The sequence below is a fragment of the Curtobacterium sp. ZW137 genome (genome assembly GCF_003762905.1).
Lineage (GTDB): Bacteria > Actinomycetota > Actinomycetes > Actinomycetales > Microbacteriaceae > Curtobacterium.
The window spans coordinates 294,212-309,066 of sequence record NZ_RJKS01000003.1 but is presented as its reverse complement, the minus strand read 5'-3'; the positions used below and the strand labels follow the sequence as shown (position 1 = coordinate 309,066).

Sequence of the window (14,855 nt, the reverse complement as noted above, 5' to 3'; positions counted from 1 at the left end):
CGGCGAGTCGTCCGTGGCTCGGGTGGCTTCGTCGACGCCGTTGTGCCGCGGGCTTCCCACAGGGTTGTCCACAGTCTTGTCCACGACCGCCCTGGTCCGCTGGAACGGGGTACTCCCCCGTCGTACCGGGCCGGAGGGCGGTTCGATCCACCAACTGTAAAGGACCGAGGCCGGTCCCACCGAACGGAAGTTGTCCCCAATGTGGAGAACCCCCGGTCCCGCCCGGGGTTTGACCTCTCCGGCTCCGTCACGTACCGTTGAGAAGTTGACTGCGGCCCCTTGGTCGCGCCCACCTGCGTCAACCAAACGTATTCGTGACGGCTCGCGTCGAGCAGCCGTGTGGAGAAGATCATGAGCAAGCGCACCTTCCAGCCGAACAACCGTCGCCGTGCCAAGAAGCACGGCTTCCGTCTCCGCATGCGGACGCGTGCGGGTCGTGCGATCCTGGCCGCCCGTCGCGCCAAGGGCCGCACCGAGCTCTCTGCTTGATCAAGAGCCGCTCGATCCGAGCTGCATCCGGCGCCGTGCCGGCGGGATCCGTCCTGCCGCGCGGCGCTTCGGTGTGCCTGCGAGCAGCATGGTGACGTCGTGCTCGCGCGCGTGAACCGGATCGTCCTCGGGAACGACTACCGCGTGACCGTCCGTCGTGGCCGCAGGAGCGCCACGGCGAACGTCGTCGTCTCGGTGGTCTCCCGGCCCTCGGAGCCGACACGGTTCGGCTTCATCGTGGCGAAGACGGTCGGCAACGCGGTCACCCGCAACCTCGTGCGACGACGGCTCAAGGGCATCGCCCACGAGCTGCTGACGACGGACCCCACCGGGTACGACGTGGTGGTGCGCGCACTGCCAGCCGCTGCGCAGGCCACATGGCCTACCCTGCTCGAAGACGTCTCGCGATCGTTCGCGCGCGGTGTGGAGAAGGCAGCATGAACCGGACGCTCCTGGTGCAGGTCCTGTGGACCGTGGCGTTGCTCCCGCGCAACGCCTGCGTCGTCGTGCTCCGGGCCTACCGCGCCGTGATCTCCCCGCTCTACGGCAACGTCTGCCGGTACCACCCCTCGTGCTCGCGCTATGCGCTCGAAGCGATCCAGCAGTACGGCGTCGTGCGCGGGACCGCGATGGGCGCCTGGCGCATCGGCCGCTGCAACCCCTGGGCGGCCGGCGGCATCGACGACGTCCCTGACCGTCGTCGCCCCTACAACGTCAACCGGTTCGGCTTCGTGCTCGCCCCGGCACGGCAGCAGTCGCAGTCCCCGGCCGGCATCGTCCGACCGGTCCTGCTCCCCCAGCGCACTCGAAAGGCGTGACCGTCCTCATGGACCTCATCGGAACGATCCTCTGGCCCCTCAAGTGGGTGGTCTCGGCCATCCTCGTCGGCTTCCACTGGATCTTCGAGAGCATCGGGATGGACCCCTCCGCGGGCATCACCTGGGTGCTGTCGATCATCTTCCTGACGTTCGTCGTCCGCGCGGCGCTCATCCCGATCTTCGTGCGGCAGATCAAGTCGCAGCGACGCATGCTCGAGGTGGCGCCGCAGCTGAAGAAGATCCAGGACAAGTACAAGGGCAAGAAGGACCAGTTCTCGCGAGAGGCGATGTCCCGCGAGACCATGGCGCTCTACAAGGAGACCGGCACCAACCCGCTGAGCTCCTGCCTGCCGCTGCTGCTGCAGATGCCGATCTTCTTCTCGCTGTACTCGGTGCTGCACGAAGCGCAGATCAACAAGGTGGGCATCGGCCTGCTGACCAACGACCTCGCGAAGTCCTTCGGCGATGCGGCCCTGTTCGGTGCCCCGCTGCACGAGACCTTCACGAACGCCTCCGGCTGGGAAGTCCGCGCGATCGCCGGCTTCATGATCGTCGTGATGACGGCGTCGCAGTTCATCACGCAGCTGCAGCTCGTCGCGAAGAACATGTCGCCGGAGACCAAGGCCTCCCCGATGTACCGCCAGCAGAAGATGATGCTGTACGTGCTCCCCCTGATCTTCGTGATCTCGGGTCTCTCGTTCCCCCTCGGCGTCATGTTCTACTGGCTCGCGTCGAACCTCTGGACGATGGCGCAGCAGTACTTCGTCATCCGCAGCATGCCGACGCCCGGCTCCGAGGCGGCACTTGCCCGCGAAGCCCGTCTGGCGAAGAAGGCCCAGCGTCGCGGCGTCCCCGCGGGCGTCCTGGCCGAGGCCGGCGCTGGTGCCGGTGCGGCGGAGATCGAAGCCGTGCGTGTCACGACCCAGCGTTCGCAGCCGGTCGGCAAGCAGCGCTCGAAGAAGAACGGGAAGAAGTAAGTGACCGAGCAGGACACCGCCGCAGCCGTGGAGACCACCGACACCGAGGTCGAGGACGCCCGCGACGAGGCTGACATCGCCGCGGACTACATCGAGGAACTCCTCGACATCTGCGACCTCGACGGCGACATCGAGATCGAGGAGCGCGCGGGCCGCGTGTACCTCTCGGTGACCGACGAGGGCAACGCACTGCGGGTGCTCGCGAAGCCGGACACGGTCTCGGCGCTCCAGGAACTGACGCGTATCGCCGTCCAGGCCGAGACCGGCGAGTTCAGCCGGCTCATCCTCGACGTCGGCGGTTCGCGGGACGCCCGGGCGTCCGAGCTGCAGCGGCTCGTGGACACCGCCGTCGAGCGGATCGAGGCCGGCTCCCCCACGGCGTCCCTGCCTCCGATGTCGTCCTACGAGCGCAAGCTGGTGCACGACCTGGTCGCCGAGAAGGGCTTCCGTTCGGAGTCCGAGGGCGAGGGTCGCGACCGTCACACGGTCATCACCCGATGACGGACGCTCCTCTCGACGCGGCTGCCGCGTCGGAGCCGTCCGAGGCGCCGGTGCTCGAAGCGGAGCCGGCTGCCGCTGCGACGCTCTTCGGCGACCGGCTCGAGGTCGCGCGTTCGTTCACGAACGAGCTCGCGCGCCGCGGTGAGGAGCTGGGCCTGATCGGCCCGCTCGAACTGCCCCGCCTGTGGACGCGACACATCCTCAATTCTGCCCTGCTGGCTCCCCTCCTGGAGGCCGATGGTCACGTTGGTGACGTCGGTTCCGGAGCGGGGCTGCCTGGCCTCGTGCTGGCGATCGCCCGTCCGGACGTCACGTTCACGCTCATCGAACCGATGGAGCGACGGGTCGAGTGGCTCACATCGGAAGCCGATCGACTCGGTCTGACGAACGTCACGGTGCTCCGTGGGCGTGCCGAGGACGTCGCCGACTCGCTGGTGCTCGACCAGGTCACGGCTCGCGCGGTGAGTGCCCTCTCGAAGCTGATCCCGATCACCGTGCCGCTCGTGCGGTCGGGAGGTCAGCTCATCCTGATGAAGGGGGCGCGCGTCGACGACGAGATGGCCGCAGCGCGCAAGGTCATCCTCCGCAAGCGCCTGTCTGACGTCGAAGTCGTCGAGCTGGGCGTCGGTGTGGTCGAGGAGACCACGCGCGTCTTCCGGGCTACAGTTGACTGACGCCGCGCGGCGCTGAGACCACTCGTGGATCGTGTGCAGCGCCCCGCGTTCCACGTGAAACATCGAACCGGGGAAGAGGCACTCGTTGAGTTCATCGACCGACTATGACGCGTCGACACCGCTCGCCCGCGAGATTGCCGACCTCAATCGGCGACGACGTGCGATCGCTTCGGAGCAGTTCCCGTTGCCGGCGAAGACCCGGATCATGACGGTGTCGAACCAGAAGGGCGGCGTCGGCAAGACCACGACAACCGTGAACCTCGCTGCGGCACTCGCCCGCGGTGGAGCCCGCGTCCTGGTCATCGACCTCGACCCGCAGGGCAATGCCTCAACGGCGCTCGGCGTGAATCACCAAGCAGAGGTCGCCAGCATCTACGACGTGATCGTCGATGAAGCTCCGATCGCCGATGCGGTGCAGCAGTCCCCCGAGTCCGACACGCTCTGGTGCGTGCCGGCAACGATCCACCTCGCCGGCGCGGAGATCGAGCTGGTCTCCCTCGTCGCTCGTGAGCAGCGCCTCCGTACCGCGCTCGATCAGTACCTCTCCTCGCTCGACGAGCCGTACCACTACGTCTTCATCGACTGCCCGCCGTCCCTGGGTCTGCTGACGATCAACGCGTTCGTCGCTGCACAGGAAGTCCTGATCCCGATCCAGTGTGAGTACTACGCGCTCGAGGGCCTCAGCCAGCTCCTGCGCAACATCGAACTCATCGAGCGGCACCTGAACCCGAACCTGCGGGTCTCGACGATCCTCCTGACCATGTACGACGGACGGACCAACCTGGCGAACCAGGTGGCAGCGGATGTCCGAGAGCACTTCGGTGACCAGGTCCTGAAGGCCATGATCCCCCGCTCGGTACGGGTGAGTGAGGCGCCGAGCTACGGGCAGAGCGTCGTGGCGTACGACGTCAACTCCACCGGATCGCTTTCCTACCTGGAAGCGGCCGCCGAGATCGCAGCACGAGGAGCACAGCACTGATGGCACCCAAGCGGACCGGACTCGGCCGGGGCATCGGCGCCCTCATCCCCACGGCATCCGACCAGCAGGACCGTCCCGTCGACGTGTTCTTCCCCACCGGAGGGACCCCGGCGTCGGCACCGATGGCAGATGGTGCCACCGCTGAGGAGCTCGTCGCTGTTCCCGGAGCTCGTCTCGCGAACCTGAACCCGCTCGACATCGTCCCGAACGCGCAGCAGCCCCGCAAGGAATTCCGCGAAGAAGAGTTGCAGGAGCTGGTGCACTCGATCCGCGAGATCGGTCTCCTGCAGCCCATCGTGGTTCGTCCCATCGAAGGAGCCTCCGGTGCTGAGCCGCAGTACGAGCTCATCATGGGCGAGCGCCGTCTCCGGGCGACGAAGGAACTGGGGCTGGCGACGATCCCGGCGATCGTCAAGGAAACCCCCGATGACGCCATGCTCCGGGACGCGCTCCTGGAGAACCTGCATCGCGCGCAGCTCAACCCGCTCGAGGAAGCGTCGGCGTACCAGCAGTTGCTCGCCGACTTCGGCATCACCCAGGAGCAGCTCGGTCAGCGCATCGGCCGGTCGCGTCCGCAGATCACGAACACGATCCGACTGCTGCGGCTGCCCTCCCCCGTGCAGCGCCGAGTCGCGGCTGGCGTGCTGTCCGCCGGCCACGCTCGGGCGATCCTCGCCGCGCCCGACGCCGAGGCGATGGAGTACCTCGCAGAGAAGATCGTCAACGAGGACCTCTCCGTCCGCCAGTCAGAAGCCGCCGCACAGCAGCTCGCGCAGGGATCGCCGAAGAGGGCTCCGGCGCAGCCGACGAAGCGCGACGCGCACTTCGCCGACGTCGCCGAGCGGCTCGGCGATCGGTTGAACACCCGAGTGCGAATCGCTGTGGGCGCGCGAAAGGGCCGTGTGACGATCGACTTCGCAAATGCGGCCGATCTCAACCGCATCCTCGGTGAGCTCGGCGCGGAGGACGTGAACGGCTGAACCGGCGTACGTTCCACGTGGAACATCCACGAGGAGCGCGCCATGGGCATCGTCGTCATCAACCACGTCAGTCTCGACGGGGTCATGCAGTCGCCGGGAAGGGCCGACGAAGACATCCGAGACGGCTTCGCACTCGGCGGTTGGGCTGACCTGGGCGATGCCGGGCCGGACGGGGCTCTGGGCGCAGCCATGGGGCAGGCCATGGGGCCGTCGTTCTCGTGGCTGTTCGGCCGCCGGACGTACGAGGACGTGGTCGGGCACTGGAACGCCGTCGGTGGGCCGTTCAAGGACGGTTCAACACCGTCGAGAAACTCGTCGTCTCGCGGGACCCGACCGCTCAGCTGCCTTGGCCGAGGTCGCGGCTGATCTCCGGCGACGTCCCCGCGCAACTCCGTCGGCTCAAGGACGTCGAGCCGGGGAACCTCGTCGTCATGGGCAGCGGAGTGCTGGTTCGGTGACTCCTGCCGCTGGGACTCATCGACACGATCATCCTCATCCAGCACCCGGTGATCCTGGGATCCGGTCGGCAGCTGTTCGGGCCTGGTCAGCAGACCGCGTTCGACCTTCGTGACGTCGTCCGGACGTCGGCTGGGCTCGTCGTCTCGACCTATGACCGACGCTGATGCGCGTCCTTGACCGGCCCGCGGCGATGAATCGCCCTCAGGCGTTGCTCAGGGGCCTTGTACTGCGACTGACGGCGTGAACATGCCGATCTCGGGTCTGCGTGAGGGAAGCGGTCTCTACGCCCCGTAGTGACGCGCTGACGGACTCGCCCGGTCCTGGTTCCACGTGGAACATCGCCTCTGTTGACGTTGGCACGATCAGCGCAGGTGCCGGAGCTTCCGAAGACCCACCACGGCGAACAACGGCTTCAAGAGGATCATCTCGCCGAAGCGGTACTCGCCGCCGATCACCAGTCGGTCCGCGAGATCAGGACGCTGGCGGCGCAGGTACTCGCGGGCCTTCTCCGCGTGGAGGCCGTTCGACGCGAACACGATCCACTCCGCAGACTCGATCATCGGGATGATGTTCCGGACGTTGTCCCACGTGGAACGACTCTCCGTCTCCTGGAGCAAGGACCCCGTCCAGCCGAGCTCGTCGCGGAGGTACTGCGCGAGTACCGAGGCTTCGGGTGCCTCGCCCCGCACGGGGCCTCCGCTGGTGATGATCGTCACGGCGTCACTGGTCCCCGCGCTCCGGACGGCCATTCGCGCGCGCCATCGGTTGACGACGTTCGCCCGCATGCCGCGGTTCGCGAAGCCGAGGACCACGACCGCACCGGGGCCTGAGCGGACGCGCGGCGTCGGGCCGAGCCGCCGGGTACGAGCTCGCGCGTGCACGAGCTCCGCCCAGAGCAGGACGGAGCCCGTTCCCACAACGACCGCTGCGATTGCGCGCAGTGTTCCACGTGGAACACCGCGGGGGGTCATGCGCAGATCAAGCTTGGTCGTCGCGGATGGCTTGCTCGGCGAGCTCGGCGTAGGTCCATCCGAGGTCGAATCCGGATGCCGACAGTGCCTGCGGGACGAGGGAGGTCTCGGTGAGGCCCGGGAGGACGTTCGCCTCGAGGAACCACGGAGTCCCGGCCCCGTCGATGATGAGGTCCACGCGGGAGATGTGGCGGAGTCCGAGCGCCTCGTGCGCTGCCACGGCCGCCGCAGCAGCCGCGGCCGCGTGCTCCTCCGACAGACGGGCGGGTGTGTAGAAGGTCGTCTCCCCCGCGTTGTAGCGCGCTTCGAAGCCGTAGAACCCGTTCCGCGGCACGATCTCGACCGGAGCGAGCGCGACCGGGCCGTCGCCGGTGTCGATGATCCCGACCGCGACCTCCGTCCCGCGGATGAGCTGCTCCACCACGACGTCGTCGCAGTAGGTGTACGCGGTGACCATCGCCCGGGGCAGGTCGTTCGTGTCCTCGACGAGGGTCACGCCCTGCGCGCTGCCGCCCCGCGCCGGCTTCACGGCGAGTGGGACCGGGTGTTCGGCGGCGATGCTGTCGAGGACACCGACGGCCCCGAGTTCGCGGAAGACGTCGTGCGAGAGGGTCACCGAGCGAGGGGTGTGCACCCCCGTCCTGGCGACCAATGCGGATGCCGTCGGCTTGTCCCATGCCAGCCGGGCCGACGTCGAACGCGAGCCGACGAACGGGATGTCGACGGCCTCCAGGATGCCGCGGAGCGCACCGTCCTCACCGGAGGCGCCGTGCAGGGCGGGCCACACGACGTCCGGACGGGATTCACGCAGCGCCGGCAGCAGGGTCGCGTCGGCGTCCCGGAGGTCGACCTGCCAGCCGTAGCCGGTCAGGGAGTCGGCGACCCGACGCCCTGATCGCAGGGAGACATCGCGCTCGTGCGAGATGCCGCCCGCGACGACGACCACGTGACGACGGGTGAGCTCGGCCATGCGTGGGGACCTCCGGTACTGCGGTGGGACGAGGAAAAGTGCTGATCAGGAGATGTTCGGCGGCGGTCCGCTGACCGAGGAGGTCTGGCGGACCACCGAGTTCGGCCGGGTGCTCGGACCGAACGTCTCGATGAGCTCGAGTTCGTCGTTGACGACGTTCGCGAGGCGCTTGACGCCGACACGGATCTGCTCGGGCGTCGGGTAACAGAACGAGAGGCGGATGTGCTGGGCACCCCGACCGTCCGCGTAGAACGCGGTCCCCGGGGTGTACGCGACGAGTTCCTTCACGGCGCGCGGGAGCATGCCCTTCGAGTCGAGGGACTCCGGCAGGGTCAGCCAGACGAAGAAGCCGCCGTTCGGCCGCGTCCAGGTCAGGTCGGGCAGGAACTCCCCCAGCGCCTGGAACATCGCGTCACGGCGCTCGGCGTAGATGCCGCGGAACGTGTCGATCTGCCCACGCCAGTCCGCCGCGTCGAGGTAGGCGTTGACGACGTACTGACCGAACGAGTTCGGCGCGAGGACGGCCGACTCGTTCGCGAGCACGAGCTTCTCGCGGATGGCGTGCGGCGCGAGGGCCCACCCGACCCGGAAGCCCGGCGCCAGGGTCTTCGAGAAGGAGCCGAGGTACACGACACCCTCGTCGTCGATGGAACGGATGGCCTGGGGGGCCGGCTCGTCGAACCAGAGGAGCCCGTACGGGTTGTCCTCGAGCACCAGGATGTTGTTCGAGCGGCAGATGTCGAGCACCTCGATGCGGCGCTCGCGGCTCATCGTGACGCCCGCGGGGTTGTGGAAGTTCGGGATCGTGTAGAGGAACTTCATCCGCTTGCCAGCGGCGCGCAGGTTCGCGATCGTCTCGCGCAGCGCCTCGGGCACCAGACCGTGCTCGTCGGTCGTCACGTGGACGGTCTCGGCCTGGTACGACCGGAACACGCCGATGGCGCCGACGTAGGACGGGGACTCGGCCAGGACGACGTCGCCCGGGTCGATGAACAGCCGCGTGACGAGGTCGAGCGCGTGCTGCGAGCCCGTGGTCACCACGACGTCCTCGGCGCTGGCACGGATGCCCTCGAGGGACATCACGTCGACGATGTGCTCGCGCAGGGCCCGCAGACCCTGTCCCCCGCCGTACTGCAGGGCCATCGCGGCGTCCTCCGCCATCACACGGTCCAGGGAGCCCGTGACGAGCTCACGCGGGAGCGCGGAGACGAACGGCATGCCGCCGGCGAGCGAGACCACCTCGGGCCGCGACGCGACGGCGAACAGCGCTCGTACCTCGGAGGCGCTCAGCCCGGCGGTGCGCTGGGCGTAGGAGTCGTACCAGGGGTCGAGACTGTTGCCGTTGGTCATCGAGGGCTCCGTTCACTCGGCATTCCAGCCACAGTACGACATCCGTCCCGGAAACCCGGGCACGGTGACGAGGGCCGATCCGGAACCGGTGGCCCCGTCCCCGGACGGACGAACGCCCCGCCCTCCGATGGAATGGAGGACGGGGCGTTCGAGTCGGTGCAGCGGGTGCCTACGCGAGGAACTCCGCGAGGTCGGCTTCGAGGGCCGGCTTCGGCTTGGCGCCGATGACGGTCTTGACGACCTCGCCGCCCTTGAAGACCTTCATCGCCGGGATCGACGTGATCTGGTAGTTCATGGCCGACTGCGGGTTGTCGTCGACGTTGAGCTTCACGATCTCGATCTTGCCGGCGTGCTCTTCGGCGATCTGGTCGAGGATCGGCGAGACGGCGCGACACGGGCCGCACCACTCTGCCCAGAAGTCGACGAGGATCGTCTTGTCGGACTTCAGGACCTCGTCCGAGAAGGTGGCGTCGGTGACTGCCTTGGCGTTGGACATGTGTACTCCTTCGAGAAGTCGTTCGGTGGGTGGAACGGCGACGGGCGCCGGACCATTCCCTACGCGGAGATGGTGACGGGCCCGGCCGGGGTCTCGCCCTCGGCAGCGCTGGTCAGGGTGTCGTCGAGGTCGGCGAGGAACTTCTCGGCGTCGAGTGCGGCGACCGCACCCGAGCCGGCAGCGGTGATCGCCTGACGGTAGGTGTGGTCGAGCACGTCACCGGCGACGAACACACCGGGGACGCCGACGGCCTTCGAGGTACGGCCCTCGACGGCGATGGTGCCTTCCGGAGCGAGCTGGAGCTGCTTGTGGACCAGGTGCACGCGCGGGTCGTTGCCGATCGCGATGAACAGGCCGTCGAGCGCGAGCTCCGAGGTCTCGCCGGTGACGGTGTCCTTGAGCGTGACGCCCTCGACCGCGGAGGCGCCGGTGATCCCGACCACTTCCTTGTTCCAGGCGAACTCGATCTTCGGGTCGTTGATCGCGCGGTCCTGCATGATCTTCGACGCACGGAGGGTGTCCTTGCGGTGGATGACCGTGACCTTGTCCGCGAAGCGGGTGAGGAACGTGGCTTCTTCCATCGCGGAGTCGCCACCGCCGACGACGGCGATGTTCTTCTGGCGGAAGAAGAAGCCGTCGCAGGTCGCGCACCAGGACACACCGTGGCCGGACAGGCGCTCTTCGTCGGCGAGGCCGAGCTGGCGGTAGGCCGAGCCGGTGGCGTAGATGACCGCGAGGGCTTCGTACGTCTCGCCGGAGCCGACCGTGACCTTCTTGACGTCGCCGGTGAGCTCCACGGAGACCGCGTCGTCGTACAGGACTTCAGCACCGAACTTCTCGGCCTGCTCCTGCATCTTGATCATGAGGTCGGGGCCCTGGATGCCCTCCGCGAAGCCCGGGAAGTTCTCGACCTCGGTCGTCTTCGTGAGTTCGCCGCCCGTCTCGACGCTGGACGCGACGATGAGCGGCTTGAGCTGGGCCCGCGCGGCGTAGATGCCGGCGGTGAACCCGGCCGGGCCGGAACCGATGATGATGAGCTGGCGCATGCCTTCAGTGCCCTTCCGTTGCTTCTGACCGGGTCAACACATGCTACCGGCGTGCCATTCCGCAGCACCCGGGAACGTGCGGTGACGTGCGGGTCAGCGGCCGAGGCGCGCCTTGAGCATGTCGACGGCGCCGCGGATCTCGCCGTTCTTCGCGACGACGAGGGCCCCGAAGTAGACGAGCACCATCGCCACGCCGGACAGCACGACCGTGATGAGGGCACCGGTGAAGTCGGACATCGCGAAGCCGTCCGCCGAGAAGGCGCCGAAGAAGTTCGCCACGAGGAGCCCGACGACCCCGGCGATGAGCGCCGCGATGATGAACTGCACGTGCGACCGGGTCACGTTCGGGCCGTCGATGCCGTGCAGTCGGCGCTTGACGATCACGAGCGCGACGATCGTCTGCGCCGAGCCGGCCAGGGTGGTGCACGCGGCGACCGCGACGCCGATCGAGTGGCTCGGGAGCGTCGTCACGGCCAGGGCACCGATGATGAACAGGCCCGACTGCACGAGCTGCATCAGGAACGGCGTGCGGTGGTCGTGCATCGCCCAGAAGACGCGCTGGATGATGAAGAGCATGCTGAACAGCACCAGGCCGGGCATGTAGGCGAGCAGCACGGCCCCGATCGAGAGCGCACCGTCGAACGTGTTGGCGAACATGCGGCCGAAGGGCACGGACACGACCATCAGTGCGATCGAGGCGAAGACCGTGAACAGGCCGACGATGCGCAGGGACAGTGAGAGGTTCCGCCGGACAGCGTCCAGGTCGCCGCGTTCGGCATCGTGGCTCATGCGGGTGAAGTACGCGGTCGCGATCGACACCGTGATGATCGAGTGCGGCAGCATGAAGAGGAGCCAGGCGTTCTGCAGCACCGCGTTGCCGGCGTTGCCACTGCCGAGGGACGCGACGCGCGACTGCACGATGCCCGCCAGCTGGGTGACGAGGATCATCGCGAAGAGCCACCCCGCGGCCGTCCCGGTCGACTTCAGGCCGACGCCGCGCCACCGGAAGTCGGGACGGAACGTCAGCCCTGCGCGGCGCCAGAAGAACGGCAGGAAGGCGGCCTGGGCGAGCACGCCCACCGACGCGCTGCCGGCGAGGACCGCGATCTTCACCGGGGTCCAGTCGTCTGCGGCCGAGTTCACGGTGCGGTCGCCGAACAGGGCGATGAAGACCACGAGCCCGGCGATGCTGATCACGTTGTTGATGAGCGGCGCCCAGGTGAAGGGACCGAACACCTGCCGTGCGTTGAGGACCTCGCCGAGCAGCGAGTACATCGCGTAGAAGAGGATCTGCGGGAGGCACCAGAACGCGAAGAGCACCGCGAGGTCGAAGGCCTCCGGCGAGAGCCCCTTGCCCGTCGTCGACTGCGAGCTGTAGATGCGCACGAGCAACGGCGCGAAGCACGTCGCGATGATCGTGATGACGACGAAGAGCGAGCCGCCGAGCGTCACGATCTTGTTGACGTACGCCGTCCCACCGTCGGTGTGCTGCTTCATCGACCGGACGATCTGCGGGATGAGCACGGCCGACAGGAGCCCGCCGGCGATGAGCGCGTAGATGTTGTTCGGGAGCTGGTTCGAGATGGCGAAGGCGTCGGCGGACGGGCTCTGGTACTGGCCGATGGCGAACGCCAGGACGAAGGTCTTCGCGAACCCGAGCACGCGGGAGAGCATGGTCCCGGCGGCGAGCATCGCGCTCGCTCGCCCGAGGCTCCGTTCGACGACCGGCTCGGCGTCGACGTCGGGTTCGGGCTGTGTGGTGCTGATGGTGGGCTCCTGGGCGGGGGCGAGCGAGGTACTGGACCCGGCCACGGCGAGAGCGGTGGCGGACCCGGGGAGGTGATCCGGGCCTCCCGGCGGGGTCTCCTGCGCAGCAGGCGTCTCCACGTAGAGGCGGTTCGGGTCCTCGTCCTCTTCCTCCGGCTCGCCGTTCCGGCGGCGCCGGATGCGGCGACGGACGTTGCGGAAGATGCCGAGACCGAAGATCGCGATGACGGCGATCGCCGCGGCGGCGGTGATGAAGGTCTCCCACTGCGCCTGCACGTTGATCTCGACGGTGGCGGGGTCGGCGATCCGGACGCCCGTCGCGCTGGTGAGCGACATCGTCAGCTCGACCTTGCCGTTCGCGACGGACTGCACGGGGAAGGTCACGCGGCTGGAGGAGTCGGCCTGGACCGTCACCTTCACGGCGTTCTTCTCGATGCGGAGGAACGAGTTCGACGGCTGCACGGTCAGGAACACCGTGACCGGGTACTCCGAGCGGTTCCGGATCGAGATCGGCAGGGACGACCGGTCGCCGAGCAGGGTGATGCTGCTGCCGTCGAGGATGCCGACGCTCGAGACGGTCTTCGCGGACTTGGCCACCAGGGCATCGACCGCATGGACGAAGCCGTCGTCGTCGTCACGCCACGCGTTCGAGGACGCGGCGAGGGTCGTCAGGCGGGCCGGTGCGGTGAGGTCGGCGGGGTTCTCGATCGCGGAGGCGAAGTCGGTGAGGTTGCGCTCGGACTGCACGAGGCGACGGAGCTGGTCGAGCCGCGCCTTGCTGTCCGAGGAGCTGCTCAGCGTGAGGGACCCCGGGGTGACCGCCGCCGCGGTGGAGAGATCGGACGGGGAGACCCACGCGGTGCTCTCCAACGCGTCGAGCGCCTGGCTGAGCCGCGCCGAGTCCGTCGGCCAGTCACGGCCGAGGGTGAGGAGGACCGGACCGGTCGTCCCGCCCTGCCGGGACGCCGTGGCGAGGGTCGCGGTGAGCTCGCTCATCGCGCCGGACCAGGCACGCTGCGTGGACGCCGCCGCCGCGTCGCGGAGCAGGGTCGACATGCCCTGGTCGGAGACGAGGACCTGGTGGTCGTCGATCTTCTCCGACGCGGTGACCGTCGTGGCGGCACCGGCGGAGGTGTTGCCGCTGGAGACGATCGTGGACTTCGTGCCGGCAGTGGCCAGGGCGCCGAGGTCGTCGGTCGCGACGGTGCCGTCCGAAGGCCACGCGATGGACGACATCGAGTACGGGAAGTCGAGCAGCGAGGCCGTGGTGGGGAGCGTCTGGACGGCGTCGTCCGGCTCGCCCTGGGCGTCCGTCGTCGGGTTCGAGTCCGGCGTCGCTGCCGGGGTCGTCGCGCTCGGCGTGTTCGTCGCGGTGGGCGACGGCGTCGTCGCGCCCGGGAAGTTCTCCGTCTTGACGTACTGGTCGAGGGAGATCGGCGACAGGATGCCCGAAGCGCCCGCCTGGCGGAGACCGGTGACGTCGGCGTCGGCGTAGGAGAGCGCGAAGGTCTCGTTGCGCATCCGCTGCAGTCGGTCGAGCCAGGCGGTCGCCGAGGACGGCGCGTTCTCGCCGAGGATCCGGATGGAGGCGATGATGCGCGGGTCGATGCCGAGCGCCACGTTGTGGTCCTGGGCGGCGTCGAGCTGCTGCGTCAGGGTGCCGTCGACGGAGGTGGCGGCGGCGAGGTCCTTCGCGCCGATCACCCCGTCGGCGTTCGCGGGCATCGTGATCGGCATCGCGACGGAGACGCCGACCGGGGTCTGCTCGTAGTCCGGGTACCAGGTGATCGCCGAGCGGTCCACGGCGGAGGTGGAACCGGCCGTGTAGTCCGCCGCGATGCGTCGGGCACCGAAGGAGGTGTACCCGCCGAGTGCCACGTTGCCCGAGACGATGGTGACGTCGTCGAGCGTGACCGATCGGTGCGCCGGGACGGCCGGGACGTCCACAGTGTCCATCGGGGCACCGAGGTAACCGGTCGTGCTGGTGTCGGCGAGCCAGTCGCTGAGGACGTCGCGGGTGCCCGCGTACTGCCGGAAGATGTCGAGCTCGGCGCTGCCGGCCGGCAGGTCCGCGTCGGTGTCGTTCGTGACCGTCAGCGTGAGGGAGAGGTCCTGGTCCGGCTGCAGGATCCCGCGGCCGGACGGCACGATCTCGATCGACGCCTTGCCTTCCTGGGACGCGGCGGGGTGCGCGAGACGGGTGGTCGCGGAGGAGGTGGTCGTGGCCTGCGCGGCGGTGACCGACGCGGGCGTGACGACGAGACCGAGGGCGACCAGGGCGGACGCGGCGGCGGCGAGCGAGGTGCGGAGAATGTGCATGCTGGAGGGTCCGTGATCGGAGCAGACCTCGGACGAGTGTATGAGGCCGGACCATGAGA

16 protein-coding genes are annotated in these 14,855 nt (G+C 68.5%); 10 read left to right on the top strand and 6 right to left on the bottom strand.

The window, feature by feature from the left end:
• Window positions 1-351: 351 nt before the first annotated feature.
• From rpmH to EDF55_RS19235, 10 genes are all read left to right on the top strand, one after another.
• Entirely contained in the window at window positions 352-489 is a 138-nt protein-coding gene (gene rpmH, locus EDF55_RS11110; protein WP_071299798.1) for a 50S ribosomal protein L34, read from the top strand.
• Between the two features lie 99 nt (window positions 490-588).
• Window positions 589-930: a ribonuclease P protein component gene (rnpA, locus tag EDF55_RS11105; RefSeq protein WP_123655021.1), complete on the top strand. Its 342-nt coding sequence runs from the start codon at window positions 589-591 to the stop codon at window positions 928-930.
• Window positions 927-1,307: a membrane protein insertion efficiency factor YidD gene (gene yidD, locus EDF55_RS11100; protein WP_123655020.1), complete on the top strand. Its 381-nt coding sequence runs from the start codon at window positions 927-929 to the stop codon at window positions 1,305-1,307. The genes rnpA and yidD overlap by 4 nt, the downstream gene beginning before the upstream one ends.
• An 8-nt stretch (window positions 1,308-1,315) precedes the next feature.
• The gene (gene yidC, locus EDF55_RS11095; RefSeq protein WP_123655019.1) at window positions 1,316-2,284 is read left to right on the top strand and encodes a membrane protein insertase YidC; all 969 of its coding nucleotides are present in this window, start codon (window positions 1,316-1,318) and stop codon (window positions 2,282-2,284) included.
• Window positions 2,285-2,785, top strand: coding sequence for a R3H domain-containing nucleic acid-binding protein (locus EDF55_RS11090; RefSeq protein ID WP_123655018.1), 501 nt, complete (start codon window positions 2,285-2,287; stop codon window positions 2,783-2,785). It begins immediately after the preceding gene.
• Entirely contained in the window at window positions 2,782-3,459 is a 678-nt protein-coding gene (rsmG, locus tag EDF55_RS11085) for a 16S rRNA (guanine(527)-N(7))-methyltransferase RsmG (RefSeq protein ID WP_123655017.1), read from the top strand. Before EDF55_RS11090 ends, rsmG begins: the two co-directional genes overlap by 4 nt.
• Window positions 3,460-3,544: 85 nt before the next feature.
• Entirely contained in the window at window positions 3,545-4,438 is an 894-nt protein-coding gene (locus tag EDF55_RS11080; RefSeq protein WP_311317151.1) for a ParA family protein, read from the top strand.
• Complete coding sequence (locus tag EDF55_RS11075; protein WP_123655015.1) at window positions 4,438-5,418, top strand: ParB/RepB/Spo0J family partition protein; 981 nt, start codon at window positions 4,438-4,440, stop codon at window positions 5,416-5,418. The genes EDF55_RS11080 and EDF55_RS11075 overlap by 1 nt, the downstream gene beginning before the upstream one ends.
• 42 nt (window positions 5,419-5,460) lie before the next feature.
• Window positions 5,461-5,784, top strand: a complete 324-nt coding sequence (locus tag EDF55_RS11070) for a hypothetical protein (protein WP_123655014.1) — start codon at window positions 5,461-5,463, stop codon at window positions 5,782-5,784.
• Window positions 5,785-5,924: 140 nt separating this feature from the next.
• A complete protein-coding gene (locus tag EDF55_RS19235) occupies window positions 5,925-6,041 on the top strand; it encodes a hypothetical protein (RefSeq protein WP_185017331.1) in 117 nt (38 codons plus the stop codon).
• 198 nt (window positions 6,042-6,239) lie between these two features.
• Here EDF55_RS19235 and EDF55_RS11060 read toward each other — a convergent pair whose 3' ends face one another.
• The 6 genes from EDF55_RS11060 to EDF55_RS18990 form a co-directional block, all read right to left on the bottom strand.
• Window positions 6,240-6,794: a YdcF family protein gene (locus EDF55_RS11060; RefSeq protein WP_260233335.1), complete on the bottom strand. Its 555-nt coding sequence runs from the start codon at window positions 6,792-6,794 to the stop codon at window positions 6,240-6,242.
• A gap of 61 nt (window positions 6,795-6,855) precedes the next feature.
• Entirely contained in the window at window positions 6,856-7,818 is a 963-nt protein-coding gene (locus EDF55_RS11055) for a D-alanine--D-alanine ligase (RefSeq protein ID WP_123655012.1), read from the bottom strand.
• 45 nt (window positions 7,819-7,863) lie between these two features.
• Window positions 7,864-9,168: a PLP-dependent aminotransferase family protein gene (locus EDF55_RS11050; RefSeq protein WP_123655011.1), complete on the bottom strand. Its 1,305-nt coding sequence runs from the start codon at window positions 9,166-9,168 to the stop codon at window positions 7,864-7,866.
• Window positions 9,169-9,337: 169 nt separating this feature from the next.
• Entirely contained in the window at window positions 9,338-9,664 is a 327-nt protein-coding gene (trxA, locus tag EDF55_RS11045) for a thioredoxin (protein WP_017887828.1), read from the bottom strand.
• Window positions 9,665-9,723: 59 nt separating this feature from the next.
• Complete coding sequence (gene trxB, locus EDF55_RS11040; RefSeq protein ID WP_123655010.1) at window positions 9,724-10,710, bottom strand: thioredoxin-disulfide reductase; 987 nt, start codon at window positions 10,708-10,710, stop codon at window positions 9,724-9,726.
• A gap of 93 nt (window positions 10,711-10,803) precedes the next feature.
• Entirely contained in the window at window positions 10,804-14,796 is a 3,993-nt protein-coding gene (locus tag EDF55_RS18990; RefSeq protein WP_221180746.1) for a DUF6049 family protein, read from the bottom strand.
• Between the last annotated feature and the right edge of the window lie 59 nt (window positions 14,797-14,855).

Excerpts from the sequence above, each read along its gene's own strand:
- rpmH (WP_071299798.1), top strand. The coding sequence starts at position 352 with ATGAGCAAGCGCACCTTCCAGCCGAACAACCGTCGCCGTGCCAAGAAG.
- yidD (WP_123655020.1), top strand. The coding sequence starts at position 927 with ATGAACCGGACGCTCCTGGTGCAGGTCCTGTGGACCGTGGCGTTGCTC.
- yidC (WP_123655019.1), top strand. The coding sequence starts at position 1,316 with ATGGACCTCATCGGAACGATCCTCTGGCCCCTCAAGTGGGTGGTCTCG.
- rsmG (WP_123655017.1), top strand. The coding sequence starts at position 2,782 with ATGACGGACGCTCCTCTCGACGCGGCTGCCGCGTCGGAGCCGTCCGAG.
- EDF55_RS11075 (WP_123655015.1), top strand. The coding sequence starts at position 4,438 with ATGGCACCCAAGCGGACCGGACTCGGCCGGGGCATCGGCGCCCTCATC.
- EDF55_RS11070 (WP_123655014.1), top strand. The coding sequence starts at position 5,461 with ATGGGCATCGTCGTCATCAACCACGTCAGTCTCGACGGGGTCATGCAG.
- EDF55_RS11055 (WP_123655012.1), bottom strand. The coding sequence starts at position 7,818 with ATGGCCGAGCTCACCCGTCGTCACGTGGTCGTCGTCGCGGGCGGCATC.
- EDF55_RS11050 (WP_123655011.1), bottom strand. The coding sequence starts at position 9,168 with ATGACCAACGGCAACAGTCTCGACCCCTGGTACGACTCCTACGCCCAG.
- trxA (WP_017887828.1), bottom strand. The coding sequence starts at position 9,664 with ATGTCCAACGCCAAGGCAGTCACCGACGCCACCTTCTCGGACGAGGTC.
- trxB (WP_123655010.1), bottom strand. The coding sequence starts at position 10,710 with ATGCGCCAGCTCATCATCATCGGTTCCGGCCCGGCCGGGTTCACCGCC.
- EDF55_RS18990 (WP_221180746.1), bottom strand. The coding sequence starts at position 14,796 with ATGCACATTCTCCGCACCTCGCTCGCCGCCGCCGCGTCCGCCCTGGTC.